This is a genomic window from Rothia sp. HMSC065G12, from assembly GCF_001811455.1.
Classification (GTDB): Bacteria; Actinomycetota; Actinomycetes; order Actinomycetales; family Micrococcaceae; genus Rothia; species Rothia dentocariosa.
In genome coordinates, this window is sequence record NZ_KV804815.1 from 691240 (window position 1) to 718189 (window position 26950).

At 51.9% G+C, this 26950-nt stretch carries 20 protein-coding genes, 4 tRNA genes and 1 pseudogene; 7 read left to right on the forward strand and 18 right to left on the reverse strand.

All coding sequences use genetic code 11. From position 1 onward, the window contains the following. The 18 genes and pseudogenes from HMPREF2804_RS08135 to HMPREF2804_RS08220 all read right to left on the reverse strand — a co-directional run. A pseudogene (locus tag HMPREF2804_RS08135) lies at positions 1-1282 on the reverse strand (hypothetical protein); the annotation flags it as partial. 171 nt (positions 1283-1453) lie between these two features. Then, positions 1454-2527, reverse strand: a complete 1074-nt coding sequence (locus HMPREF2804_RS08140) for an ABC transporter substrate-binding protein (RefSeq protein WP_070627930.1) — start codon at positions 2525-2527, stop codon at positions 1454-1456. A gap of 241 nt (positions 2528-2768) precedes the next feature. Next, entirely contained in the window at positions 2769-3488 is a 720-nt protein-coding gene (rpe, locus tag HMPREF2804_RS08145) for a ribulose-phosphate 3-epimerase (RefSeq protein ID WP_070627933.1), read from the reverse strand. 81 nt (positions 3489-3569) lie between these two features. After that, on the reverse strand, positions 3570-5312 hold the full coding sequence (locus tag HMPREF2804_RS08150; RefSeq protein WP_070448526.1) for an RsmB/NOP family class I SAM-dependent RNA methyltransferase: 1743 nt from the start codon (positions 5310-5312) through the stop codon (positions 3570-3572). Next, a complete protein-coding gene (fmt, locus tag HMPREF2804_RS08155) occupies positions 5309-6250 on the reverse strand; it encodes a methionyl-tRNA formyltransferase (protein WP_070448527.1) in 942 nt (313 codons plus the stop codon). Before fmt ends, HMPREF2804_RS08150 begins: the two co-directional genes overlap by 4 nt. A gap of 35 nt (positions 6251-6285) precedes the next feature. Continuing rightward, positions 6286-6858 carry a peptide deformylase gene (def, locus tag HMPREF2804_RS08160; protein WP_070448528.1) on the reverse strand — a complete coding sequence of 191 codons (573 nt, stop codon included), beginning with the start codon at positions 6856-6858 and terminating at the stop codon, positions 6286-6288. 147 nt (positions 6859-7005) lie between these two features. Continuing rightward, on the reverse strand, positions 7006-7890 hold the full coding sequence (locus HMPREF2804_RS08165; RefSeq protein ID WP_004004933.1) for a hypothetical protein: 885 nt from the start codon (positions 7888-7890) through the stop codon (positions 7006-7008). A gap of 82 nt (positions 7891-7972) precedes the next feature. Next, positions 7973-8044 (reverse strand) — tRNA-Val (locus HMPREF2804_RS08170). A 148-nt stretch (positions 8045-8192) separates the two neighbouring features. Beyond that, positions 8193-8265: transfer RNA gene (locus tag HMPREF2804_RS08175), tRNA-Glu, on the reverse strand. A gap of 20 nt (positions 8266-8285) precedes the next feature. Next, positions 8286-8357: transfer RNA gene (locus HMPREF2804_RS08180), tRNA-Gln, on the reverse strand. A 273-nt stretch (positions 8358-8630) separates the two neighbouring features. Continuing rightward, the gene (locus tag HMPREF2804_RS08185; protein ID WP_070448529.1) at positions 8631-10544 is read right to left on the reverse strand and encodes an S-layer homology domain-containing protein; all 1914 of its coding nucleotides are present in this window, start codon (positions 10542-10544) and stop codon (positions 8631-8633) included. A 289-nt stretch (positions 10545-10833) separates the two neighbouring features. Beyond that, positions 10834-10906 (reverse strand) — tRNA-Gly (locus tag HMPREF2804_RS08190). Between the two features lie 255 nt (positions 10907-11161). Then, complete coding sequence (locus tag HMPREF2804_RS08195) at positions 11162-11527, reverse strand: hypothetical protein (protein WP_070448530.1); 366 nt, start codon at positions 11525-11527, stop codon at positions 11162-11164. Then, on the reverse strand, positions 11524-11835 hold the full coding sequence (locus HMPREF2804_RS08200; protein WP_246822548.1) for a hypothetical protein: 312 nt from the start codon (positions 11833-11835) through the stop codon (positions 11524-11526). The genes HMPREF2804_RS08195 and HMPREF2804_RS08200 overlap by 4 nt, the downstream gene beginning before the upstream one ends. Positions 11836-12006: 171 nt before the next feature. Then, positions 12007-13521 (reverse strand): glutamate--tRNA ligase, encoded by a 1515-nt coding sequence (gltX, locus tag HMPREF2804_RS08205; RefSeq protein WP_070448532.1) that lies wholly within the window; start codon positions 13519-13521, stop codon positions 12007-12009. A 98-nt stretch (positions 13522-13619) separates the two neighbouring features. After that, positions 13620-14375 carry a fumarylacetoacetate hydrolase family protein gene (locus HMPREF2804_RS08210; protein WP_070448597.1) on the reverse strand — a complete coding sequence of 252 codons (756 nt, stop codon included), beginning with the start codon at positions 14373-14375 and terminating at the stop codon, positions 13620-13622. Positions 14376-14511: 136 nt separating this feature from the next. Further along, positions 14512-15609: a branched-chain amino acid aminotransferase gene (locus tag HMPREF2804_RS08215; protein WP_070448533.1), complete on the reverse strand. Its 1098-nt coding sequence runs from the start codon at positions 15607-15609 to the stop codon at positions 14512-14514. Positions 15610-15858: 249 nt separating this feature from the next. Continuing rightward, entirely contained in the window at positions 15859-16914 is a 1056-nt protein-coding gene (locus tag HMPREF2804_RS08220) for a 3-isopropylmalate dehydrogenase (RefSeq protein ID WP_048753212.1), read from the reverse strand. Positions 16915-17117: 203 nt separating this feature from the next. Here HMPREF2804_RS08220 and HMPREF2804_RS08225 point away from each other — a divergent pair, with 203 nt between their 5' ends. The 7 genes from HMPREF2804_RS08225 to HMPREF2804_RS08250 all read left to right on the forward strand — a co-directional run. After that, positions 17118-18389: a sensor histidine kinase gene (locus HMPREF2804_RS08225; protein WP_070448534.1), complete on the forward strand. Its 1272-nt coding sequence runs from the start codon at positions 17118-17120 to the stop codon at positions 18387-18389. A gap of 49 nt (positions 18390-18438) precedes the next feature. Beyond that, positions 18439-19164: a response regulator gene (locus HMPREF2804_RS08230; RefSeq protein WP_083297310.1), complete on the forward strand. Its 726-nt coding sequence runs from the start codon at positions 18439-18441 to the stop codon at positions 19162-19164. A 149-nt stretch (positions 19165-19313) separates the two neighbouring features. Beyond that, a complete protein-coding gene (locus HMPREF2804_RS11330) occupies positions 19314-20918 on the forward strand; it encodes an ABC transporter permease (RefSeq protein WP_246822549.1) in 1605 nt (534 codons plus the stop codon). Positions 20919-20935: 17 nt separating this feature from the next. After that, entirely contained in the window at positions 20936-22132 is a 1197-nt protein-coding gene (locus HMPREF2804_RS11335) for an ABC transporter permease (protein WP_246822550.1), read from the forward strand. Positions 22133-22384: 252 nt separating this feature from the next. Then, a complete protein-coding gene (locus tag HMPREF2804_RS08240) occupies positions 22385-23146 on the forward strand; it encodes an ABC transporter ATP-binding protein (RefSeq protein WP_070448536.1) in 762 nt (253 codons plus the stop codon). 2 nt (positions 23147-23148) lie between these two features. Beyond that, positions 23149-25905 (forward strand): ABC transporter permease, encoded by a 2757-nt coding sequence (locus tag HMPREF2804_RS08245; protein WP_070448537.1) that lies wholly within the window; start codon positions 23149-23151, stop codon positions 25903-25905. Positions 25906-26301: 396 nt separating this feature from the next. Further along, positions 26302-26950: ABC transporter ATP-binding protein (locus tag HMPREF2804_RS08250; RefSeq protein WP_070627935.1), on the forward strand; the 649-nt coding region annotated here is incomplete at its 3' end.

Sequence of the window (26950 nt, forward strand, 5' to 3'; positions counted from 1 at the left end):
GAGTTGCTGAGTGCTTTTGATCGCCATCCTGCAGACTTCCGCTCAGGAAGTTAATCTCGTGCTGTGAACCGTCCGTCCACTTCTCAAATCCGGTTGAATTCTCAGCGTTCGGGAACGGCAGCTTTGCGGTGAACGTACCATCAGGATTAGCCGTAACGACCGCTACAACACCGCGTCCAGCTAAATCCTTACCGTCATACGTTACGGGATTCGTAGACTTGACTTCACCGCCGTCGTACTTCACGGCGATCACAGAACCGGTACCGTCGGCATTCTTCCAGCCGGTACCGCTAACCTCAATTTCCTGACCATTTTTCGCGTATTTCACACCGGTCACGGTAACGCCGTCGGACTCAACGGTCTGCGAGTTCTCAAAAGCGGCAGGATCATTTTTTGCCGCTTGAGGATCTGGTTTCTCTTCTGCTTTAGGCTGCTTCTCTGCTTCGTTCTTAGCAGCATTATCAGCCTTGGGCTGTACCGGAGTTTCCTCAGCTTTAGGGGTCTCTTCTGCCTTCGGAGTATCAGCAGGAGTCTCATTCTTAGCTGCCTCATCAGTCTGAGACTGCTGTGCAGGCGTTTCTTCAGCCTTTGGAGCTTCTGCAGGGGCCTCGTTCTTGGGGGTTTCTTTCACCTGAGGCTGCTCAGGAGTCTCCTCCTTTGGAGTCTCTTCCGCTTTCGGGGCTTCGGCTGCCGGAGCTTCTTCGCCCACGGTTACCGTGTGAGTTGCTGAGTGCTTTTGATCGCCATCCTGCAGGCTGCCGCTCAGGAAGTTAATCTCGTGTTCTGAACCGATGGTCCAGTTAGCTTCGGTGGGGAACGGGATGGTTGTGTTGAAGTTACCGTTCTCGTCTGCGTGAATAACCGCTACAACACCCTTTGCTGAAAGATCCTTACCGTCGTGCGTCACCGGTTCTGTGGGTTTAACCTTACCGCCATCATATTTCACAGCAATGACGGCGTTGGCACCCCATCCCGAGCCACTAATCTTAAGGTCCTGACCGTTCTTAATAATCGTGGAGCCTGCAACGGTCGCAGTATCATTTGCTTTCGCGGCGGGTTGTTCTACCTTACCTTGAGGCATTCTCTCGTTGCCTTCACCCGGAACCTTCACAGCAGGATCCTGTGTCTGCACGTTATTACCGGCTTGGGCGGGGTTAGCATCCGGAGTTTGACCCGGATCTTCAAGAGCGGTTGCGGGGGTTGTTACGCCGGGTGCAAGCAAAGCACCCGCAAGCGCTACCACGGCACTGTAGCGGGCGGCATGATGTGCGTGCTGTGTCATCGTTATGTTCCGTTTCGTGTATAAGGTTTTCAAGCTCTTTCAAGACAACCCCAGGGGCATGTTGCTGTCTTTCAAAAGCATTTTGTGTATCTTCAGCGTATTCGTCGTTGAGTATTCAAGAGCCTAGATGCGGCACCTCCTCAAGCGAGGTGCCGCGTCTAAAATCTAATCCTACTGTCCCTGATTGTTGTTTTGATTTTCGAGTAGATTGCTGCGAACATCCGCAACAATACCGTTCATCAACAGGGGACCACCGGTCGAGGTCCACTTAGAACCCTCAACCGTAATAATATGTTCGTTCTGGAAGGCTTTCAAATTCGTGAAGCCAGATGTAGCCTTTGCCTTCGCCAAAACCTCTGACGCACCATTAGCGCTAGCATCACCTTGAACATTCGGATTCTTCTGGCTTGCGCCGCCCAAGGTACCGATGAACATGTAGTCTGCATCAATATCCGAGAGGTTCTCCAAAGAGACCGGCTCTGAGTGCCCCTGACCCTCACGATCCTGTGCCGGGGGACGCTGCAGCCCCAGGTCTGAAAGCACCTGCCCGGCGGGAAGCTCCTTCAGGATCAGTGCGGGGCCGTTACCCGCCCAACGCACGATCGAGAAGGTCTTATCACCGTACAGAGGTTCTAGCTCCTTCTTGAGCTGCTCAGTAAGTTTTTCGTAGTCTTCCTCAACCTTCTTACCCTGGTCTACCAGGTTAAGAGCATCCGCTACCCGCTCAAAGTTGATGGTCCAATCGCCGCCAGCGTATCCGGTGTACACCACGGGAGCAATATCCTGCAGAGTCTTGTATGCCTCTGAACGTTTATCCACGCCTGTGGAATCAGCCAGAATAAGGTCGGGCGTGAGGGAGGCAACCTTATCGTAGTTAACCTCAGACACAGAACCGACAAGTGTAACGTCGTCTCCTACCTTATCTTTGAGGTAGTTAGGCACTGTCTGCTGACCGCGACCAGAAATAGCACCTACAGGCTTGACGCCAAGTGCGAGTACCGCATCCAAAGTAGGTTCTGAGAGAACTACAACGCGCTGCGGTTTAGTAGGTACCGTAATTTCTTCCTCATCTACATTCTTAACAACGCGAGTCTCACTTTCGGGAGATTCCGAAGAGTCAGAAGTCGTAGATTCCTGGCTGCATGCTGCAAGTGTGAATGCAGTGCCTGAAGCAAGCGCCATACCTAGAAAGTTACGGCGATTTACCATGAATTGAGCTAGTGACGCTGGGTGTTCAAAAGACATATTTCTCCTAAGACAAATAAACTCTACCTAACCTTACCGTCATATATGCCCTACTTCAAGGAAAAACTCTCATGGTTAACGTTAAGAATCGTCAATCTTTTTACCGATATGTGGTTTTTTCATTGGAAATACAGGTTTTTTATAGTCATTACATAAAGCTATAAAGACGTTATGTCATCAAAAATATTTCACGCTTTAACCGTTTACAGCGTCACAATACGCGCACAATGCACTCAAATTTTTAAGAACAACTGCATCCATCAGAGAGATTTATCCCGGTGTGAAGATGTGACCTCCACGTCTTTCGAGCACTCTCCCCTAGAGAACGCAAAGCAGCAATCGCGGTCTGCGGATCTTCTGCCCCATACACCGAGCTGCCTGCAACGAAACAGTCCGCTCCGGCTTCCGCAGCTCGCACAATCGTTTCCTCTGTAATCCCGCCATCAACCTGAAGCCGCACCGGGATACCGGACCCTTCAAGCGCTGATGCGGCACGACGGATTTTAGGCAAAGTGACATCAAGGAATTTCTGCCCGCCGAAGCCTGGTTCCACTGTCATAATCAGAAGCATATCTATTTCTGTGAGCAGATCGAGGTATGGTTCTACGGCAGTTGCCGGGCGTAACGCCAACCCAGCTTTTGCCCCGGATTCTCGCAGAGTACGCGCCAGCTTAATAGGTGCGGTAGCCGCCTCCGCGTGGAAGGTTACCGATTCGCTGCCCACGTCGGCATACTGGGGAGCCCAACGATCAGGATCATCAATCATCAAGTGCACGTCAAAAGGGACAGGCGAAACTTCGCGCAGACGCTTAACAACCGGAGGCCCCCACGTCAGATTTGGTACAAAGTGGTTATCCATCACGTCAATATGTGCCGCATCCGCAGTCGAAATGCGTTCTAACTCGTGCTGTAAATTTGCAAAGTCGGCAGAGAGTATAGACGGATTAATAGCAACAGACATGAGAAAACCTCCTCAACATGACATACGGATATTCGGATAACAATAATCGCCGCACTAAAAATACGGTTGCATTGCGCGATTCTAATTCTTACGGAAAAGTGCGAGGAACATAGCATCAGTACCATGAATATGCGGCCACAGCTGTGCAGTCGTTGATGCTTCATCAAGAATATCTTCCTGACGAACCGAGGAGGATTTTTTAAGGCGCACCTGTGGACGATACCCGGGAGCCTTATCGCCCGCAAGAGCGCTTCGTCCTTCATCGCTCGGCAAGGCAACGCGTTGAAGTATCGACTGTGTATCCAGCAGACGCACTTTTCCAGTCTCCAGTATCTCCGCAACAATATTTTGAGTCTCAGCAGCATGCGGTGAGCAGGTTACATAAGCGATCACACCGCCAGGTCGCGTAACTTCACACGCAGCTTCCAGAAGCTGACGCTGCAGAGGCAGCAAATCGGCAATATCACGCGGGGATTTACGCCAGCGTGCCTCCGGACGCCTGCGAAGGGCGCCTAGCCCCGAGCAGGGAACATCAACCAACACACGGTCAAATTTCTGTTCCGGCTCGATGCCCGCGGGTAACCGCTCAGCATTTTGTGCAAGCGTTTGGGATATCTCACGCCCGTCCCCGGTAAGAACAACGTACTCGTCGGGAGAAAGCGGACGTAAAGATTGTGAAACCAGTTTTGCACGATGCGCTGCCGACTCATTCGCCACCACCCGAGCACCACGCTGCGCGCCCAAAGCCGCCAACAGTGCAGCCTTACCGCCCGGACCGGCACACAAATCAAGCCACGCAGAGTCTTGCCCTTCAAGAGGAGCTGCAGCAAGCGCGCGAGTAACCAGCTGCGAACCTACATCCTGTGCGCGCACAGTACCCTCACGAACACTTTTCAACCTGCCTAAATCGCCAGCAGAATATAAAGCGGAGTCCTCCACCAGTTCGCCCTCTACCGCGCCTTTCTCGAAGGCTTCCTGCAGGTCGCCTATTCCGGGAAGTGCTATAAGGTTTACCACAGGTGCCTGGTTATCGGCCTCAAGAAGATCCTGGATTTCGGCCGGAGACCTGCCATGAGCTGCAAGCGCTTGGCGCATGGAACGCACAATCCAGGTTGGATGCGATTTTGCGAGCGCAAGTTTTTCGGTGTCGTCCTTGGCATCAGTCTCCAGACGGGCGTACCAGTCATCACGGCTACGCTCGCTGACGCGACGCAGCACCGCATTCACAAAGTTAGCGGGACCACCGCCGATCTGAGCACGGGCTAATGCGACGCTTTGGTTAAGAGCTGCATGGGCGGGCACGCGCATACTCAAGAGCTGGTGAACGCCCATACGCAGTACAATCAACGTGGTTGTACCGATTTTCTCTAACGGACGATCCGCACAATGCGCCAAAATGGCGTCGTAGGTACCCTGGCTGCGCAGGGTTCCGTAGGTGAGTTCGGTGGCAAAAGCCGCGTCCCGATGGTCAAGATGGTGGGCACGAATCGTGCTGGGCAACACGAGATTTGCGTAAGAGTCGTTTTGCGCTACCGCGCTGAGAACCTCAAATGCGACGAGGCGCGCGGGATCCGCCGAGCGGGAACGCTGCGAGGGTGCGGTTGCAGAGAACTCACGGGATGAGAGCTGCTTACGGTTGCGCTCATGTCCGCTCTTATTACGTTTGGAAGCACCGCCTCCGCCACGTTTCATGCCATCGTAGGAACGCTGGGCGCGTTCGTTTCGGCGTTGTTCGCTGGTCTTACCATCAAATCGTTTCGATGATGCCCCGCGATTTCGCGGATTCCGTGAGCCATTTTTGTCGTTATAACGTCGCTCCGTCATGAGAGCACTACCTTTCCTTCGGCGAGGTTGCTACCGAGACCGCGTGCCCAGGCGAGCGCGTCCATCATTTTTTTACCGGCAGGTTGTACACGTACCAGTTCTAAAGCGCTATCCGCCGTACCCACATAGAGTTTTTTACCACGAAGTTCAAGCTGTCCAGGAGCCAGAGTACCGGCCTGATCGCTCAGACGCACACCGCCGATCTTGAGTCGGTTCCCCGAAAATTCACACCAGGCGCCGGGTTCCGGGGTTACTGCGCGAACTTGAGCAAGAATTTTGTGGGCGCTTTGGGTGAAATCTATGCGCGCATCGGCGTTGGTCACCTTTGCCGCGTAACTGACGGAATCGTCCTCGCGCTGCGCGGTTCCGTGCTCGCCTGCCTCAAGCCGTACAAAGGTATTCGCCAACAGTTCTCCCCCGCTTTGCGCTAGACGTGTAAGAATGCTCCCAGCAGTATCATCTTCCGTCACCAGCGTGGATTCTTCTTCGAAAACCGCGCCAGTATCCAACCCGGCTTCTAGAAGGAAGGTGTTCGAGAAAATCTCGCTTTCTCCCGCCATGAGGGCACGCTGTACAGGTGCGGCACCTCGCCACGCAGGCAGCTTCGAAAAGTGCAGATTAACCCAGCCGTAGGGAAGCATATCTAGTGCTTGCTGGGGCAGAATTGCGCCATATGCGACCACAGCAGCAGCTTCGGCTCCCAGCGGGGCTATCTGCTGTTGAGTTTCTGGCGACCACCGGTTCGCTTTAACAATAGGCAGCCCGAGCTCTTCAGCGCGTTGTGCTACGGGCGAGGGGGTCAGGATGCGCTTTCGACCTACCGGCGCGTCCTCACGCGTGAGCACTCCAACCACCTGAACCCGCGGGGACTGGACAAGCGTATCGAGAGGGTGCACAGCGATCTCGGGGGTTCCCGCGTAAAGAATTTTGAGGGTCATGGGCGAGTCCTTAAACCTGGTGGAGTACGGTATATCTATGCGCTGAAGTTGCCTAGGGAGGCGCCGAAGCTGCCGCCAACCCGCATTGCTCGTTCGGCAGAGGTCTGTGCTGTCACCTTGTTGTAGTCTGCGGCTCGGAGGGCGCGCATAACCCGTTTACGATCTTCGCCGATAAGGCGGTCAATAAAGAGTTTGCCGTGAAGATGATCGGTTTCGTGTTGGAGCATACGCGCGAATAGTCCTTCCCCTTCAAGCACCAGGGGCTTTCCCATCTTGTCTACGCCTCTCACCCGGGCCCAGTTCATGCGCGGAGTATCCGATTTCATACCGGGTACCGACAGGCATCCTTCCCCTCCCTCTTGAGGCTCCGTTCCGGTCTCAAGTACGGGGTTGACAATATATCCTTCGCGGTCGTCAATACCGCCAAAGGTAAAAATTTGTTTGGAGATACCAATCTGAGGCCCAGCCAGCCCGACTCCTTCAACGTCGTACATGGTGTCAAGCATATCGTCGATCAGTTTGGCAAGCTCCCGATCAAAAACGGTGATAGGTTCACATTCGCTGCGAAGAACGGGGTCGCCTACGGTACGGATACTCAGAATTGTCATATGTCTCCCTGATGCGCTTGTTATGGTACGCAGATATACTCCAAATAGGGTGAAGGGCTGTCAAATACCAGCATTCTATTGTACCGGCTGAGGTATTCGTCCAAATAGAACACTCGTGATTATTTTGTTGTTCTTCTACCGGGTTTATTAGGCTACCTGTGTGTGATCTCCCGAAGACGGTTGACCTGCCACGGGAGGCGGAACTACCGGCATGAGAGCGTCGTCCGGGAATTCGTGAACTGTACGGTTATATTCCCAGACCCTCCGCAATGCACAGAATTTATACCAGTTCTGTTCAAGAATCTTTGGATTTGCCTGATGCGGCACCACCTGCGTTTCGCCCAGTGCCACGCCCATCAGGATGGGGGCATCACCGTATTTCCAGGGCTCCCAGGTTCCCGCGACGGGGTCTACCAGCGATTCTTCGGCTTTGAGCCCGGCAACCAGTTGCATAACCACCTTATCGTCAAGGGGTTTAACACGCCCTCGCCGGTCGGTGCCTTTAGTTTTATAGTCAATAATGCAGGTTCGTCCGGCGATCTGAGCGACAAGGTCCAGCGTTCCGGCGTAACCTACGGACTTATTCCAGATAGTAATTTCTGCGGCGAGTGGTTGAGGGCGAAAAGCGTCCCACCATTCATCGAACCTATCCGCATAGGCTTGTTCGCCGTTGCGGATAAGCTGTTCTCGACATTCTTCGACGTTGTGTTCCGCTCCCATGGCGCGTAACGCAATATTCTCGGCGTAATTATGTACCCTGTCACCGCGCTCGGCTGCAGCATCTCGGTACCGTTCGGATGCGGCCGCCGCATCACGAATAATAGCGTACTTGAGCCCCGAGGATCCGGCAGCACGATAAGCTCTCTGGTCTTCGAGAGCAGCTTTTGCAGCCATATAACCGTGCCATCCGCTCATATCGGTAGCGTGCTGACCGATAACGGTCGTGATGGAAGGAACTAGCAGCTCTCCGCCGCGTTTACGGGAGTACATGCGGCCGTAATCGGTTGGATTTGCTAGTTCTGGTGCTGTCACCGAGTACCTTCTTGATCTGCGGATAGCGATTGGGGCTGTATACAAAAACCCCCGTTGTGGATGTACAAACGGGGGTGGCGCGTGCGTGATACTGGGTTCGAACCAGTGACCTCTTCGGTGTGAACGAAGCGCGCTACCACTGCGCCAATCACGCCTACAGGTAAACACTATACCGAGTGGGGAGATAGCGCGTCAAATATGGGTTGTTGCCCTTATTTGAGGCGTCAGAAGGGCATTTGGCGTCCTATATAAAAGCAACAAAAAATCCCCAGATCTCCGTGATCTGAGGATTATTCCTAGTGTGACCCCAACCGGATTTGAACCGGTGTTGCCGCCGTGAGAGGGCGGAGTACTAGGCCGCTATACGATGGGGCCATAGCATCAAGTGATGCTCGCTGGGGTACCAGGACTCGAACCTAGAATGACGGTACCAGAAACCGTTGTGTTGCCAATTACACCATACCCCACTATTTCATTATGTTGTTCCGGTAAAACCTCAACGATTTTCGCCGCAACGAGTAATAACTATACCGGTGCTTTGTTGCATCATGCAACTTCGTACCTTGAGATGGTCGTCACAAAAGTCTGCCCAAAATTTATACCCAGCCTCTAGAACCTCCGAATGCACGCCAGTCGGGTGAAGGCATCCAAGAGATGCCTTCACCCGACTCATACATGTTATTCAAGCAGCAATATAAACTTACCGGCTAAGCAACGATAGTCATCTCACCTGCTATGCGCTATTTTGCGGGTTCGGGCGCTGAAACCTTCACGGAATCAAAATTACCCATGTAACGCATCATATAGGCTGCCATAGCATCGCGCTTGACCGAGTCATGCGGACGGAACGTACTATCAGGCCAACCGGTGGAGAGCTTCGAGAACTGGAACCACGAAATTTCCTTGGCAAAGGGGTTTCCCGAAACATCCGTAAAGGTTGCTTTCTGCTGAACTTCCGGGGATCCTGCGGCACGATAGAAGAAGGCCGCCATAGCCTCGCGGTTTATTGAGTCTTCAGGACGGAAGGTACCGTCTTCCCAACCTGTCGTAATACCGGTTGCCTTCAGCCACGCAATTTCCTTATAGAAGGGGTGGGTTGTAGGAACATCACTGAAAGGAGATTCCGCGGGTGCCTCAAATTCGGGAGAACCCGCCAGGCGATATAGGTACGCTGCCATTGCTCCACGTTCGATGCTCTCCAAGGGGTGGAATCCGCCATCAGGATAACCGGTTGTAATGCTCTTCTCCCCGAGCTTGATGATGTCGTTCTCAAAGAGGTTACCGGCAATATCGTTATACGACACGTTGGTTAGAGCCCTGTTGTCGCCGCCTGTCAGAGGAATGGGATAGCCCGCGAAAGTTTCCTGCTGCGGGGTGATCTGCTTGACCTCTACCTCTGGATTTTCCGCTGTCATATTCTCCGGGGTAACCTTCATCTTGGTAATAGAATCAGCAGTTTCTTCTTTGGAGGTTAGAGTTCCCTGGGCGTAATCCATGCCGAAGGGAATGGTCGTATCGGGAGCAAAACCATCCTTATTAGCGATATAGACCTCACCATCAACACCCAAGGTAATATCGTTGGCGCCCTTAGACGCTGACTGCACTTCTCCAATAAGACGATCAGCGCGACCATCAATCACGCCAACCTTACCGGTAGCAAAATCCGTAACGTATACGAGGTCACGATCTTCATCATTGACAAGCGAAAGTGCCTGCTTACCGAAAGGAATAGACTTCTTATATTCTCCAGTCTTGAGGTCATACACAGTCACCCCGGAATTACCCTTAGACTCGCCGCTCTGACGGTCATAACTGCCCTGTGCAGAAACATAGATCTCCTGCTCAGAAACATCAATGGCAATATCGGAAGGAAGAACATCAACGCCTTCGACATCAGCGTGGGTCTGGATTTCCTGCAAAACCTTAAAAGTGCTCGTGTCAATCACATAGATTTTGCCGGTGGTGCGCTCGGGAACGTAAAGTTTACCATTATGAATGGTGGTATTCATACTGATATAGCGCTTACCTTCTTCATCTCCACCCACCTTGATCTTCTCAACCTTATGGGTCTTCAGATCAATGGCAGATACAAAGAAACGGCCTGTTACGAATGCTTTGCCGGAGGCAACATCTACCTTCACCTCACGCGGATGCTCGATCCAGTTTTCATCTCCCTCTTGAGCACCGTAGTTGGTCCACAAGAGATTGAGATTATTCTGATCGTACACAGACACAGCATTATCACGAGTATTCGTGACCCAAATGGTGCCGTTCTCATCGTCAACATCAATACCAAAGGCACCCAAATTCTTGTATCCAGCGTTATATCCGGTACCGGCCCGGGTTATAGGTAGGGTGGCTATTGCTTCTATCTGGAGAGTTTTCTCATCCAGACGCGCAATAGTCGATACGGACATATCGCGGTTAGAGCCAGCAATGTAGATTTTGCCGTTCTTTGAATGGCGAATCTGATACTGCCCTGGAATTCCCTGAACCTGTTGAGCCTGAGCAGCAGTAATCTGCTGCGGGGCAGGAGACTCTACCGCAAAGGACGCGGGCACTGCAAAAGGTGCCCCCATGAGCGACATCGATAGTACCCCAACGGTAGCAACCTTGAAAGACCTATGCTGAGCTGTAGCTGATAAAAGAACCATATGAACTCCTTGAGAGGATGACGAGTAACAAAAATTAGTTACCCTATAGTTAAAACTTAGGGTAGGAGTACCTAAGAAGGTGTACCCCCTATATTCACGCCTTTCCTCCCAAAAAGCAATAGAAATATCATCTATGACGTTTATTTTCTTAGAGACTTATCGTCATCAAAATCTTGGGAACGCAGCATATTCCCCGTTTTTTCTTCGAAGAAGCAGCAAACATATACACCAGCACGCTTTCATGAGATATACAAAAAAAGCCCTGAAGATTACTTCAGGACTTTCTCAGAGCGGTTGACGAGACTTGAACTCGCGACATCCACCTTGGCAAGGTGGTGCTCTACCAACTGAGCTACAACCGCAATATTCTGTTTTCACAAAATAACGAGCCGGAACCTTCATTCATTCCGACGCGCTCACAGGTAAATACTATACTGTACCGTTTGATAACCCGCAACTCTTACACGCATAATTCTTTTCATGATATTCTCCAGCTCACTATTTTCCTCAGACCTACATCATGCTGACTAGGGCTTATAGACATGAGAGCAAGCACGTATATTTTCTATATGATGCCCTTTACAGGCGTTTAGAGCACGCCAATACGCTGCAGGATGTTACAAGTTCGAGGATTCCTGCCGGCGATGATGCTGATGTCCCAGGTGATGCGCATGCTCAGCAGAAGACTCAACGGCAGCATCCGCGATGGATTCCGCACGAGAATTACGTTCGGAACCCGTACCGACCCCAGTGCGGCGCTCCCCTTCGCTGGGCGTTACTCCATCCTCAGTCATCTCATCTACCATGCGGATCAAGAACGACTTCGCATAAATAATGCCAAACCCAAAGAGAAGCGCGGCCAGAACCCAAATGACGAAGGTTACCCAGTCCCAGTGACCGCCCAACCAAACCTTCACGCCTATGTAAACTGCCAATGCTACGGCAGACATGATGGCGGCAAATGTTACATCGCGTCGAGTCATGCTTTATCCTCCTCACCAATTTCCAGCCGCTCTTGGGCGTTTTCTATGGGTTTGTCCCCCACCGGGGCTTCACCTCCCGGCTGGTGGCCGCCTGCTTCGCGTTCACGTGCAATCTGTTCATCATCAAACTTAGCTTCATGATACGCCGCGAAATACGCTAAGGCGCTGGCTAACACAATTATCACAATGGTCCAGATAGATCTCACTGCATCCGCAATAGTGGCAATAAGCAACACAATTGATGCATTCGCAAATGCCATCACGGTTCCTTTGCGCAAAGCACGCACAATGTATTTGTTATGGTTCACCTTCACCTCCCACGATGCACGACCGTATAACCAGCATAAGCCGAGAACCCTACATTCCTCTAGCGCACAATGTGTAGGCGTCTCTTGCGCGCAGAAAAACCCGGTGGCTCGCGCAAACTCGTGAACCACCGAGTTCCTCTTTTCAAAAAAAGATACGGCTATGCGTTCGGGCTACGCCCCGAGCTCAGCAGCCAAAGCCCGCACACGGTTGAGAGAAGATTCCTTCCCCAGAATCTCCATGGATTCAAAGAGCGGGGGCGAAATACGCTCACCCGAAACGGCGATACGCACCGGCCCGAATGCCAAACGCGGTTTGATCTCAAGCCCCTCCACGATAGCGGAGCGCAGGGCAGATTCGATACTTGCCGCATCCCAGACTTCGAGGGGTTCAAGTGCCTCTAAAGCGGCAGCAAGAACCTGAGGGGCAGATTCTTTAAGCTGTTTACGGGCGTCATCAGCAACCGTGATCTCTTCATCAGCTTTGAAGAGGAATGCCAGAAGCTTCGGGGCTTCACCCAAGAGCTGCATACGTTCCTGTACCAAGGGAGCAGCCTCTGTCAGAATCTGCTCTTCACGTGCTGAAAGTTCCTCACCAACAACACCAGCGGCCTGCAGATAGGGCACCAGGCGGTTTCGGAAATCGTCCGCCTCCAAACGACGAATATGATCGCCGTTAATAGCTTCTGCCTTCTTGACGTCAAAACGTGCCGGGTTGCCTACCACATCGTGAATGTCGAAGTGAGCCACTAGGTCATCGACTGAGAAAACGTCCTGATCTGCGGATAGTGACCAGCCCAGCAGAGACAGGTAGTTCAGCAGACCTTCCTTGATAAAACCGGCATCGCGCAGCAGGAAGAGATTCGATTCGGGATCGCGCTTCGACAGTTTCTTATTACCCTGCCCCATCACATAGGGAAGATGCCCAAACTCGGGGATAAATGTGGTAACGCCCGTATCAATCAGTGCCCGGTACAGTGCAATTTGGCGCGGAGTTGAAGACAATAGATCTTCGCCGCGAAGCACGTGGGTTACGCCCATCAAAGCATCGTCCACAGGGTTCACGAAAGTATACAGGGGGTCACCGCTAGAACGCACTACGACGTAGTCCGGGACAGACCCGGCTTTGAAGGTAATCTCACCACGCACAAGGTCGTTGAACGTAATATCCTCATCGGGCATACGCAAACGCCATACGGGTTTACGGCCTTCGGCGCGGAAAGCCTCTTTCTGCTCGTCACTCAGGTGACGATCGTGGTTATCGTAGCCAAGCTGAGGATCCTGCCCCGCTGCTTTACGGCGTTCCCGCACCTCATCGGGGGTCGAGAAATCCTCATAGACATACCCGCCCTCAATGAGCTTCTCAAAAACCTTCTGGTAAATGTCCTCACGTTTACGCTCAGACTGACGATACGGTTCATGAGGGCCGCCTACGCCCACGCCTTCGTCCCAGTTAATGCCCAGCCAGTGCAGACTGTCGAGTACTTGGTTGAACGATTCTTCCGAATCTCGTGCCGCATCGGTATCCTCAATACGGAAAATGAGCTTACCGCCGGTATGGCGCGCATAAGCCCAGTTAAACAGGGCTGTACGTACCATGCCCACGTGCGGGGTTCCGGTCGGTGAAGGGCAAAAGCGTACGCGAGTTTCGCGTGGATCGTGCAGATTAGGACCGGGATATTCGGTCATAGTAAGTTTTCTCCTGAACTTGTGTATCTCAAAATCATGCTACTGTGCGTTCTATAGCGCTGAGGAATATGTTTAGCACTCTCAGCCTAAACTGGGCTCTAACTGCGGATGCGGGTTACCAGAGACCCAACGCCTTCAATCTCGACCTCAACCTCATGACCATCGCGAAGGACGCTGGTACCCGCAGGGGTTCCGGTCAAGATAATATCTCCTGGAAGAAGCGTAAAGATCTCAGATGCGGCGGACACGAGCTCCGCCACCGAGTAGTGCATATCAGAGGTGTTACCTTCCTGCACCACGTCACCATCAACCCAGCTCGTGATATTCAGCGAGTCGGTATCAAGCTCCGTTTCGATCCAGGGCCCCAGTGGGGTTGAGCCGTCAAAGCTTTTCGCACGAGTCCACTGCGTATCCGTCTCCATCACGTCACGCGCCGTTAGATCGTTGGCTACGGTGTATCCAAAAACTACCTCATGCACACGTTCCAGCGGCACCGACTTTGCAATACGACCGATAATAACCGCCAGCTCGCCTTCAACGCTGACCGCCTCAGAATACTCGGGGAGAGTCACCGGATCACCAGGACCGACCACCGTCGTATTTGGCTTGATGAAGAACTGCGGAGCGGCAGGAGCCGGGGTACCCGCCCAATTAGCAAGAGCACCAATCACCTTGGAGCGTGGAATGATGGGGGCAAGCAGGCGAACGTCCTCAAGCTGATAAGTCTGCGAGGTGGTTTCAACACCGGAGTAAAACGGATCACCCGCGAGAACATGCAAAACTTCGCTGCCGTCCGCTCCTTCAACCACACCATAATGAAGCTCGTTATCTACGGTAAATCGTGCAATACGCATACCTTCTAGAGTACCAGTCATTCATACCCCTCTCGATACGCAAAAAGTGACTTTCCGATTGAAAAGTAGAGCTTATCGTCGGAAAGTCACTCTTTGCACGTTTCATGGATGCGCCCGGCGCAGTAACCGGGGGTTATTAGACGAGGCGGGTCAGCCAGCCATGACGGTCCTCTACCGTACCGGTCTGAATGCCCACGAGCTCTTCACGCAGGCTCTTGGAAATCTCGCCAAATCCTTCGGAAGCCGCAGGAATCTCAAAATCAGCAGCCTTGAGCTTTCCAATAGGGGCAATGACCGCTGCGGTACCGCAGGCACACACCTCTGTAATATCGCCGGATGCCACACTGTCACGCCACTCGCTGAGGGTGATGGGGCGTTCCTCAACGGTTATTCCGCGATCCTTCGCCAGCTGCAAAATTGAGGAACGGGTAACGCCCTCTAGAATAGTTCCGGTAAGTTCGGGGGTTACCAACTTATTCTCTTTACCGTAGATGAAGAATACGTTCATGCCGCCCAGCTCTTCAAGAGCATCGTTGCGGTGCGGGTCTTTGAAAATCACCTGTTTACAGCCGTTTTCTTCACCTTCAAGCTGGGCGATCATGGCGGCAGCATAATTACCGCCGCATTTTGCGGTGCCAGTACCGCCTTCACCAGCGCGAGCATACTTCGTGGACAGCCAGATATCCACCGGCTCGGGGGTGCCGAAGTAGTTGCCAGCAGGCGACCCAATCACGTGATACTCCACGTGACGAGCAGGGCGAACCCCCAGATATGCCTCGGTCGCAATCATAAACGGACGGAAATAGAACGCTTCTCCCTCACCGCTGGGAACCCATTTTTCATCTACCTGCACCAGCTGTTTTAGGGATTCGATGAAGGTCTCTTCGGGCAGCTGAGGCAGTGCCATACGATACGCCGAGCGGTTCAGGCGCGCCGCGTTCTTCTCGGGTCGGAATGTCCACACCGACCCATCCGAATGACGGTAGCCTTTAATACCCTCGAAGATTTCCTGACCATAGTGAAAAACCGCAGCGGCGGGATCTAAGCTGAGCGGACCGTAGGCATGCACCCGCGCGTTCGACCATTCACCGCCGGTTTTATAATCACCGTTCCAGTCGATGCTGACCATATGATCCGTAAAATAGTCGCCAAACCCGGGGTCGGCAAGAATCTCGGCTCGACGTTCGTCACTCGCGGGGGCGGGGTTCTTTTCACGGCTAAATTCAAGTGCCATGGTGTAATCCTATTCTGTCAATTCTCTCTGCCAATAGCATCGGCGGCGCAAACCTCAAGGTGGGAGGCAGAAGCGGCATCGCTTACGAAGCTCATCAGTGCGGCTTGTGACCACGCCAGCGGACGACGGGGCGGATGTGCCCGTTGCACATGTTTTAGAGTACCTGATGAATAGGCACAACGCACACGCAACCCACCGCCGCCCATATCGTGAAAATCGAAGGCAGGGCGTAAGCTACCTCAGCCTTAACTAGCTTAGGAACCCCAAGACATCGTTACCAACTTCGTCGGTGCCTCGGGCGCGGGCGCCGTTGGCACGCATATCGGCCTCGACCGCATCCTCAATACGGACCGCCGTCGACTCATAGCCTAGGTGCCGCAGAAGCATTGCTCCCGCGAGGATTGCGGCGGTTGGGTTTGCTTTATTCTGCCCCGCGATGTCGGGGGCTGAACCATGCACGGGCTCAAACATTGAGGGGAACTCCCCTACCGCGTTGATATTGCCTGAGGCCGCGTAGCCAATACCTCCGGTCACTGCACCCGCCTGATCGGTCAGGATGTCGCCAAACAGGTTATCGGTTACGATCACGTCGAAACGTGAGGGATCGGTGGTCATGAAAATTGTTGCCGCATCAACATGCAGGTAATCGGTTTGCACTTCGGGAAATTCGCGCCCGATCTCTTCGAAAAGACGGGTGTACAAACGACCAGCGTGTACGAGCACATTTGTTTTGTGGATGAGGGTCAGCTTCTTACGGCGGGACTGTGCCAATTTGAAGGCGTACCGGATTAGCCGACGAACACCGTGCGCGGTATTGATGGATACTTCGGTTGCGATTTCGGCATCGGTACCGCCGCGAATAGTTCCTCCATTACCCACGTAGGGTCCTTCGGTACCTTCGCGTACCACCACGAAGTCGATCTCTCCGGGGTTCCTCAGCGGCGACACTGCCCCTGGGTACAGCCGTGCGGGACGCAGGTTAATGTAATGGTCAAATGAGAAGCGCAGCTTCAAAAGCATTTCACGTTCGATCAGCCCTGAGGGGATCTTGCCGCTGCGCGGATCGGCACCAATAGCGCCGAAAAGAATCGCATCGTGCTGTTTGAGAGACTCCATCGTACTCTCGGGCAGGGTCTCGCCGGTTTTAAGCCAGTGCTCGGCGCCAAGTTTATAGTCGGTGGAATCTACGCGAATAGAATCAAGCTCGCAGGCGCGTTGAAGCACACGCTGCGCCTCGGTAATAATTTCAGGCCCGATGCCGTCGCCAGCGATCACGGCAAGGTTGATAGAACGTTCAGTAGTCATACCTCTACCCTACTGCTGGCACGAACAATTGCGCAGATTTTAGGCCATGATTCTCAGAGTATGGGCATATATATTCCCGCATAATCTCGCAGTTTTGAGAGGTCTTATTCCAGATTTTACAGCCTCATGACCTACACGAGTACGTACAGAATTCATCCTTCCGAGTGATTACCTGTTTTGAGGGCGAACGTTACACTTAACCCATGGATCTAACGAGCCGAATCAACAACTACATAGATAGGAACTACCGCTGGTTTAATATCACGGTAGTTGCTTTCATGCAGATGTTTGTTCTGCTCATAGCTCTTGCAATGTCCTATAAGGATAGCGGCATTACTTTTTTCATTGCATGCATCAATACGACCGCCCTTTATTTTCGGTACCGGCATCCTTATGGGTCAATCTGGTTTGTTCTCGTCTCCACCGCTCTCACTCTATTTATTCCGGATGTTTTGCCCGTTCATCTGTATTTTCCGGTAGGCGTAGCGGCTTATCATATCGGCAGGCACTGGAAGAAGAAGCTGCGGGTCCGCATGTTTATTGCGGGCTGGATTGGTGCCTTTGCGGTAGGGACCCAGCTTTTCATCATGCTGCTTCCGCGGGTCGAACAATTTGCCGCTATTATAAGCTCGATTATCATCACAACCTTATGCGGTGCGATTTATTCCGTGCTCTGGTTTATCGGTGATTCAAGGCGTACCCGCATTATTCGCCAGGATGAGCTTCGAGAGCGAGCGATGCGCCTCGAATTTGAGCAAGAACAGGAACGGCGTCTTGCGGCACAGGATGAACGCACCCGCATCGCCCGCGAAATGCACGATATTGTGGCACATTCACTTTCCAGCATCATTACGCAGGCTGACGGCGCCAGGTATGCCGCAGCCGCGATACGGACCACGACGACTCAGCCCGCCGAAGCGACTAACCTTCAGGAACATGACGCTTCTATCGCGGAACAGACGCTTGAAACTATTGCGGTCACCGCACGCGATTCTCTCACGCAGATGCGTTCCCTCCTGGGGGTTCTTCGTACCGATGAAGACACCATGTACGCTCCAGCGCCTACAATTCACGAAATTCCCGCTCTGGTTGCGCAGGCTCGCAGGTCGGGAGTTAATATCGACTTCGCTGGTATTACCGGTACCATAAGTGGCGCCCTCCCTCAGGGAGCTGATCTAGCGGCATATCGTGTAATCCAGGAAGCGCTCACCAATATCGTTAAACACGCCCGCGATGCTGAGATCGTTACTCTCTCGGCTGCGTGGAAACGAGATGGCCTGTATTTGGACGTGTACAACAGCGCTCCGGCTCATCACAATAGCTCGGATGCTCCATATTCCTTCGTGCCGGGCAGCGGTAACGGTCTCTTGGGCATGCGCGAGCGCATCACAATGTATGACGGAACCCTGCATTACGGCCCGGATCTGCAGGGTGGTTTTAGCGTGAAGGCTTGGCTGCCGTACCGCGAAACGTAACGGAAACCCAGTATTGTAAAAAATGACAGAACATTTTGAAGGAAATCCTATGAACGAACAGATTACCGTGATGCTGGTTGATGACCAGCAGCTTGTACGCGGCGGTTTGAAGATGCTTATCAATTCTCAGCCCGATCTGCAGGTTGTTCTCGAAGCTGATGACGGCGCAGCGGCGGTTGATAGCTATGCTCGTATGGCTGAAGAAGGTACTGCCCCTCAGGTGGTTCTTATGGATGTTCGTATGCCTATTATGGACGGGCTGGAGGCTGCAAAAAGCATTCTAGAGCTCAACGTTCCTGATTCCAGGGTTATTATGCTGACTACCTTCGACGTCGACGAATATGTCTATGCGGCGGTACGTGCCGGGGCAAGCGGTTTTTTGCTGAAAGATGCGCCTCCCGAAGAACTTCTGGGGGCTATTCGAACAATACATCGCGGTGATGCGGTGATCGCCCCTTCCGCTACACGCCGCCTGCTGGAACATATGATTCCGGTGTTGGAGGTTCATTCGGAACAGGATTCTGGCAGTGTTGCCCCCACTTCTCAGGAGGAGCCGCAGCTTCTGCACCAGGAACTCATGCAGACTCTTTCTCCGCGTGAACATGAGGTACTTCGTCTGATTGCGCAGGGTCTTTCCAATGTGGAGATCAGCCGTGCGCTCGTGCTGTCAGAGGCCACCATTAAGACCCACGTCTCGCATGTTCTGTCAAAACTTGATGCCCGCGATAGGGTTCAGGCCGTGATTATGGCGTATGAGGCTGGGATCGTTTCGTAGGCTCCTTGTCTACATCTACCGTTGAGGACAGAACCTGTGAAAAGGCTGAAAAATCATTCTTGAGAATGATGAATATCTGTCAAGCCAACATTTACGGTTATACAGTAGACCGATATTTATGATGTAGTACGCCACAGGATTTTTTACACATGATCTCCTCTCTGCTCTCGCTGATATATGCAAATCTGCGCGCATCTTGGCGTAAATATATTTTGACGGGACTGGGCATTGCGGTTGCAGCTTTTTTCCTGAGTGCCGTGCTTCTTCTCAATACAATCATTTCCGCCACATATGTGGCACACTACGGCAATCAGGTACGTAACAGCGATGCGGTTGTTGCTACCAACATCTCGGGGCAAGCCAAGGAGAACTCGTCGGGCGCTCTCTCGGTTGAGGAAGTTGAAGATATCCGTAATAGCCCCCAGGTGGCTGGTATCCGGGAAGACTCAGTAGTTTCAGCTATGTATCATGACGCGCCGGGCGACCCTGTGCCCTATGCGATTTCTCAAGCTCCCACTGACCCGGATTTGTTTCCTTATCAGATACAGGGGCGAATGCCACAGAATGATCATGAAATTCTGCTCCCAGAGTCGCTTCGTGAGTCTTTACATCTCAATATAGGCGATAAATTTCACGGCATTGACCCGGTCGCAACAATAAAGCTGCCCACTCCCACATCCATTACAAATTTTGAGGGCGGCACACTATCTTTAGAAGATTCCTTGCCCACCAAGGAATATACGATCACTGGTACTTTCCATTCTCCACCCCTGGGATCTGAAGATTCAATAACAGTTTTTGCCGGTGGCACTATGCTGACAACGACATCTAAAATTGCTCATCGCGAGCATAAAACAAATATTGTTCATGATGCGCATATAGTTGCAGTCAAGCTTCGTGAGGGTGTTTCGGTTGAAGATTTTAAGCGGGAATTTACCGCGCACCACGACAATCATGGGCGTGTAGTACCAGCGCATGAATATGCCCACAAATTAGAACCGGACATAGGTTTTGCCAATGATCTGCTCACCGCAGCCCTTTTAGGTCTGGCAGCGTTAGCCCTCATGGTCTCTGCTTTTGTTATCACCAATACATTCAGCGTGTTGCTTTCTCAGCGCACCCGCGAACTCGCTCTGCTGCGTACTTTAGGAGCCAGCCGCCCCAATCTTCTCACTATAGTGCTGGCAGAATCTACGGTTTTGGGAGTTCTCGCAGCTTCTTTAGGTATTACACTTGCCTACGCTCTTTGGGTGGTTATCACGTCGTGGGCCGCTCATACATTGGTTTTCACTTTTTCTCTGGTCCCTTTGGGAGTTACTCTGCCAGTGTGTGTTGCCGTCACCTGGATCGCCGCTCTTAAACCCGCCTATGCAGCATCAAAAGTATCGCCTGTGCAAGGGCTTCGTGATGGCGTAGTACAGCAGGTTTCTACCTACGGTAAGCATCAGGGGGTTATCGCCCTGTTATTGCTTGTGGCGGGTATTGTGGCGTATGCAGTCTTCATGAGTAAATCCTCTGAGCACGTGCCTGATGGCATGGAGGGAACCCATAGTGTTCAAGTGCTTGTTGTGGGTATTATTGCTGCTGCTCTCTTATGCTTTGCTATTTTGACGGCAGCCCATAAAATACTTTCACCGCTTGTGAAGTTCTGGTCCTCTCTGATAGCGCGTACCCTAACGGGGTCTCTATCGCGTGTAAAAATGCATTGCGTTCTCCGGCACGTATGGTATCGACCGGGCGAGCCCTCCTGGTAGGAATGATGCTTATAGCTATGGTGCTTACAGGTTATGTGACCCTTAAGGCATCTGTCACAGGCTTTATACAGCAGACAGAACGTCCGGCAGCGGTTCTAACGTTTAATGACTCCAAGGATACGGAGGATAGCTCCTCTACTGCACACAATTCCCAGAATTCTGAATCCACTGCAGAACGGTATATGCACCAGGCACAGGATGCGCAACGCAGGATCCAAGAACTGCCATCCGTACAGTCTGAAGCGTTTGTACAATATGCGGGAAACCTCACCTGCGATGATGATTCTCATACTCTCACAACTTCAGATGGGCCGGTGAATGAAGCAGGCAGTAATCCCAGCGCTGCAGCTGGCGCTCCTGACCATACTGATCCTCCCGATGCCTATGCGGTTTTGCCTCAGGATATTGACGTAGTATTGCCTGGTACCTCCGAAACGATATTGCAGGGTGATGTGGTGGTTCTGCCTCGCTCAGAACAACATGCCTTGCAAGGGCATAAGCCACCTAGTTTTACACTTCACGGTCCACGTGGAGACCTACGGCTTACTGCGGTGTACTCGCAAACTGATGACCATACCCCCTATATCTCACGTGAGACCGCCGCCAAGGTACAGGATCTTGATCATCCCCAGCTTCTTGAAGGTACTTCTTCTACTGGAGAGTCCTATGTGGTAGTGCGCGCCAAACAGGGGCTGAGTTCTGATGAAAGTACAGAATTACGGAATGATCTAACGGATATTGCCCGTACAACACACGGATTATATCTCGCGGGCATTCTAGAGACGCGTGCTGTTGTCGAAATTTCCCTTATCGTTATCATGTATACCATCCTGGCTATTATTGCTCTTATGGTGCTGATTTCGGTGTTAGGGGTAAGTAATACCTTGATGCTCTCAGCTCATGAACGAAGCCGCGAAAATGCGCTCCTCCGCACTCTAGGGCTTTCGCGTCAGCAATTACGTTCCGCCATCATGATGGAAGCTATTCTTATCACGCTCTCAGCGCTGCTGGTTGCTCTCATCGGCGGCACGCTTGCCGGGTTTATCCTGACACGCGCTATCACGCCACAGAACATTGAGATCATCTACCGAATTCCCCTGACGGAATACTGTATAGCATTCTTCGGCGCTTTAGGAATTGCTGTCTTAGCTTCGTGGGTTCCCTCCGTACGCGCCTCAAAAGTCTCACCAGTTCAGGCGCTTCGAGAAGACTGAGTCTGTGCAGATTCTATGCAGCATATAAAAATTACTACCTGTACCAAGTATTTAATAGAACACATTCCTAACTTATATATTATTCTCGCATACATTCCTGAGAAAGTAGTCTAATTATAATATTGCCTGTACTTTCACTAACTTTACCTTGAAAATAGTTACGGTTATTTTAGAGACAGAACTCCAGAAATCACCCAAAAGTATGATAAAACCTCCCACAGGTTTTCATTCTAGTTTGGGATAATTGGTGTTATGACTACTACATTAGATACTTCTGTTAAACCAGCTGTTACCGCCCAAAACCTGAGCAAGACTTACGGCACAGGTGAGGCGACGGTACATGCCCTCAATAACGTAACAGTTTCTTTCGAACAGGGTAAATTTACCGCTATTATGGGGCCTTCCGGCTCCGGTAAATCTACCCTTATGCAGACTTTGGCAACCCTAGATACCCCGGATGTTAACCCCAACACCAGCATCAAAATTGCCGATACCGAGCTATACGGTCGGCGAGATAAAGAGTTAACCGAGTTTCGTCGCGAACATATCGGCTTTATTTTCCAGGCTTTCAACCTGGTACCAACCCTCACCGCCGGACAGAATATTGACTTGCCGCTCGGCTTGGCCGGCAAAAAGCCTGATCCTATTTGGCGCGATTATCTGGTGGAAACTTTGGGTCTAACAAAGCGGCTCAGCCACCGTCCCGAACAGCTCTCCGGTGGTCAGCAACAACGCGTCGCCATCGTACGCGCACTACTCTCCCGCCCGGACGTCGTCTTCGCCGACGAGCCCACCGGCAACCTCGATTCAAACTCTGGCACCGAAGTACTCAAGCTCCTGCGAACCGCAGCAAACGAGCATCAGCAAACCATCCTCATGGTGACCCACGATGCACACGCAGCATCCTACGCAGACCGCGTAGTCTTCCTCAAAGACGGTGCCATAGCTGGCGAAATGCTCAAACCCACCCACGATGCTGTTCTAAACGCCATGGGACAGTTGGAAGGTGAATAACATTGGCTACAACGCTTAATACGGTGGGGCGCGCTAATTTACGCGCGTCTAAAGGAAAATATATTCTTACTGGAATCGGTATCGCAATTTCTTCATTTTTTATTGCTGCCGTTATTGTATTAGTCAGCTCTTTGCAGGGAACTCTAAATGCATCGGTAAATGGCATTCTTTCCAAAGCAGATAACGTTGTTGTCTCTTCCTATGCGCGCGATAACTCTAACACTGAAGCAAATATCTATCTGGATGAAGAGAGCATCAAAAATATTCAGAATGATGATTCAGTCGATCAGTCGTGGATTGTCTACCAGGGCCGGGGTAAGTTTGGTCCCGATAAAACTCAAGTTTCTTATACCCAAGCGCCTAACAGTGCAGATCTTTTTCCCTTCGACTTTGAAGGTAAATTGCCGACCTCAGACACCGAGCTGATGGTCTCGAAAGATTTTGCACAAAAGCATAATCTTCAACTTAATTCTAAGGTCAGTTCCCCTGATATAGTCGCGTCGATCTCTGACCCAAATACAGGAACTACGCGCGAGTACACCATCACCGGTATTTTTGATGTCGGATTCTCAGGCTCCGATACGAATAACGCTATGTTTATTGGCGGAACTTCCTATGGGGAGGCAGCTAACAAGGCACTCAAAAATGCTGGGGGTGCTTCTTCTGCAAACTACGCCGTTCCCGGTGCCAGCATGGCATACGTCAAGTTCAAAGGAACGGACGACGCCGCTGCTCGCGCAGAGCTGCAGAAGAAACTCAACACGGGTGACAAAAAAACTGAGCCTTCTGTTATGTCCGGTCCTGAGTACATGGAGGTTGTGAAGAAACAGCTCTCCACGATATTCACGTTCCTCGGTGTCATCTTAGGCGCCTTTGCCGCATTAGCACTGTTGGTTTCTTCGTTCGTTATCTCGAATACCTTTGCGGTTCTCGTGGGACAGCGCATCCGCGAACTGGCGTTGTTACGTACTCTAGGAGCACAGGGCTCATCCTTGGTGCGTATGCTTGTGGTTGAATCGCTTGTTGTGGGCGTCATTTTCTCCACTATCGGCGCGGTTCTCGTGTATCCGATCGCGGCATTGCTGAGTGCGCTATCCAATAATAGTTTCATGGTTTCTTACGATCCGATGGCTTTTGTTGTCGGTGTTGTACTGTGCACCTTGGTCACGGTTATTGCCTCGCTCGCTCCGGCACGTACCGCTTTGAAGATTTCTCCCATCAGCGCGATGGGCGAAACTACGGCTCAGGCGGTCAAGAAGCCGAACATCGCAGGCCTTATTGCGGGTCTTGTTATCGGTGCTGGCGGCGGTGCACTCATGATCGTTGCGTTCAACACCATCACGCAGAATAACGATAGCTCAAATGCAGGAACCTCTGTTCTTCTCGTTATGATTGCCGCGCTTCTGCTGGGCATTGCGGTCTTTATGCTGACCCCGTGGCTTCTTCTGCCCCTTGTTCGTGTCCTGGGCTCAGTCTTCCGCAACCAGACCGGAAAATTGGCGGTAGCAAATGCACTGCGTTCCCCGAAACGTACCGTTTCGACCGGGCGTGCGGTCCTGGTAGGCGCACTTGTCGTCACTACAGTACTGACCGGATATTCCATCATGACATCCACCGTGGCGAACGCGATGGATAAGCTATACCCGATCTCTGCGGCAGCCACCTACGGTACCGGACCTACAGCAGGATCTGAGAGCGTCAATAAGGCGCGCTCTGTCGCTGATAAAGTTCACGGTTTGGAAAACGTCGATAGTGTTGCTGTGGCTTCTGCAGCGGGTACCGTTGATTTCACGGTTCCTCCGAAAGACGGTGGTGAAGCACAGAATCGCACCGAGAATCTGGTAGCACTCAGCCACGACGATCTCACAAAGGTCATTCCGACTGAAGGGTCACATCAGCTCGAAGATGATACCGTGCTTGTCTCGGCTGCCCTTTATGATAATGCCCACTTCAATGACTCCACTCGCCTTAAAGCACGTGGTCCCTTGGGGACGGTAGAGTTAAAACCCATCAAGTCTACCAGCAGCAATATGTCGCTATATATTGTGAATCCCACGACCGGTGCCAAGCTGCAGAACGCCTCAGATCCAAAGCCTCTGCTGGATTCATCACAGGCTCCTGAAAACACTCAAGTTCCTGCAGAAGCTGCCCCAGATGCTGGGGAGCAGAGTTCTGCTGCATCATCGACAAGTGGGGCTACCGGTGCCCAGACTATGGTGCTCGTTCACGCCAAGTCACCGCTTTCCTCAAGTGCAAACTCGACTCTTCAGGAACAGCTCACCAAGGCTAATGACGGTAACGAATTCACCGGTGGTTTGCAGGGACGCCAGCAATTTGATCAGATTATGATGATCATGCTGATCTTCACATTAGTTCTTCTTGCCCTGGCCGTAGTCATCTCGATTATCGGTGTAGCCAATACGATGACTTTGTCGGTGAACGAGCGTCGCCGCGAGAATGCGATGCTTCGCTCACTGGGTCTCTCCCGCAAACAGCTGCGTCACATGATTTCAGCCGAGGCAATTCTGATTACCTTAGGAGCCGTGATCCTAGGCATCCTCGCGGGTGTTGGAATTGGTATTGCCGCCGCTAAAGTTGTGATTGCAGGTACCAGTTCTTCTACTGAAGTCGTCATTGATCTTCCTTACCTTGGATTGTTCTTTGTTCTGCTGGTAGGTCTGGTATCGGCGTTCGTTGCCTCGATATTACCAGCGGCCCGATCGGCCCGTCTCTCCCCTGTGGAGGGCATGCGAGGCTAGTCGATTGGCAAAATAACCTGCATCGAAAAGGGCGAACTCCCCACATTAGGGAGTTTGCCCTTTTTATGTGGTTCGTGCTCCCGAATTATTTTTACGTGTAGAAGTCCCAGATATAAAACTTAGAAAACCCACTTTTATAGATCTAAATAGTCTATATATTCTTACTTTCTAGGGATCAAAATACCGTCCATAATTATTGCATAGACTCTAAATTTTTTATTTTAATTATTTTTCTTCTTCGTGGGTATTTTCATCCTTAAGGAGGCTTGCTTTTTTCAATCCCTAGTATTTCTCATCCAAAAGTATGAGTGCCATTTATTTTGCCTTCAAGAATTTCAGCTCAAAGGATGACAAATGTCAGGGGATATATTTTTGCAATCTTGAAACAATTAAATCATGAGCACATCAACAATTCCCGCATACGAACCTGCGGTAGCAACACGTAATCTGTCCAAGACCTACGGCACGGGCGAAGCCATCGTTCATGCCCTTAACAATGTGAGCATCGACTTCGAGTACGGCAAGTTCACCGCCATCATGGGGCCTTCCGGTTCTGGTAAATCAACCCTGATGCAAACTCTCGCCACGCTAGATACTCCAGATCGTAATCCAGAGACGATTATTCGCATCGGCGATACCGACCTCTACGGACAAAAAGACAATCAGCTTACCGAATTCCGCCGTGAGCATGTCGGGTTCATTTTCCAGGCATTCAACCTAGTTCCAACCCTCACCGCCGGGCAGAACATCGATTTGCCGCTCGGCTTGGCCGGTAAAAAGCCCGATTCGGTGTGGCGCGACTACCTTGTTCAAACCCTCGGGCTGCAAAAACGTCTGGATCACCGCCCCGAACAACTCTCCGGCGGTCAGCAGCAACGCGTTGCTATTGTGCGTGCGTTGCTCTCCCGTCCGGACGTCGTCTTCGCTGACGAGCCCACCGGCAACCTCGATTCAAACTCCGGAGCTGAGGTCCTGCGGCTTCTCCGGGATGCAGCAACCGAGCACCAACAGACCATCCTCATGGTGACCCACGATGCACACGCAG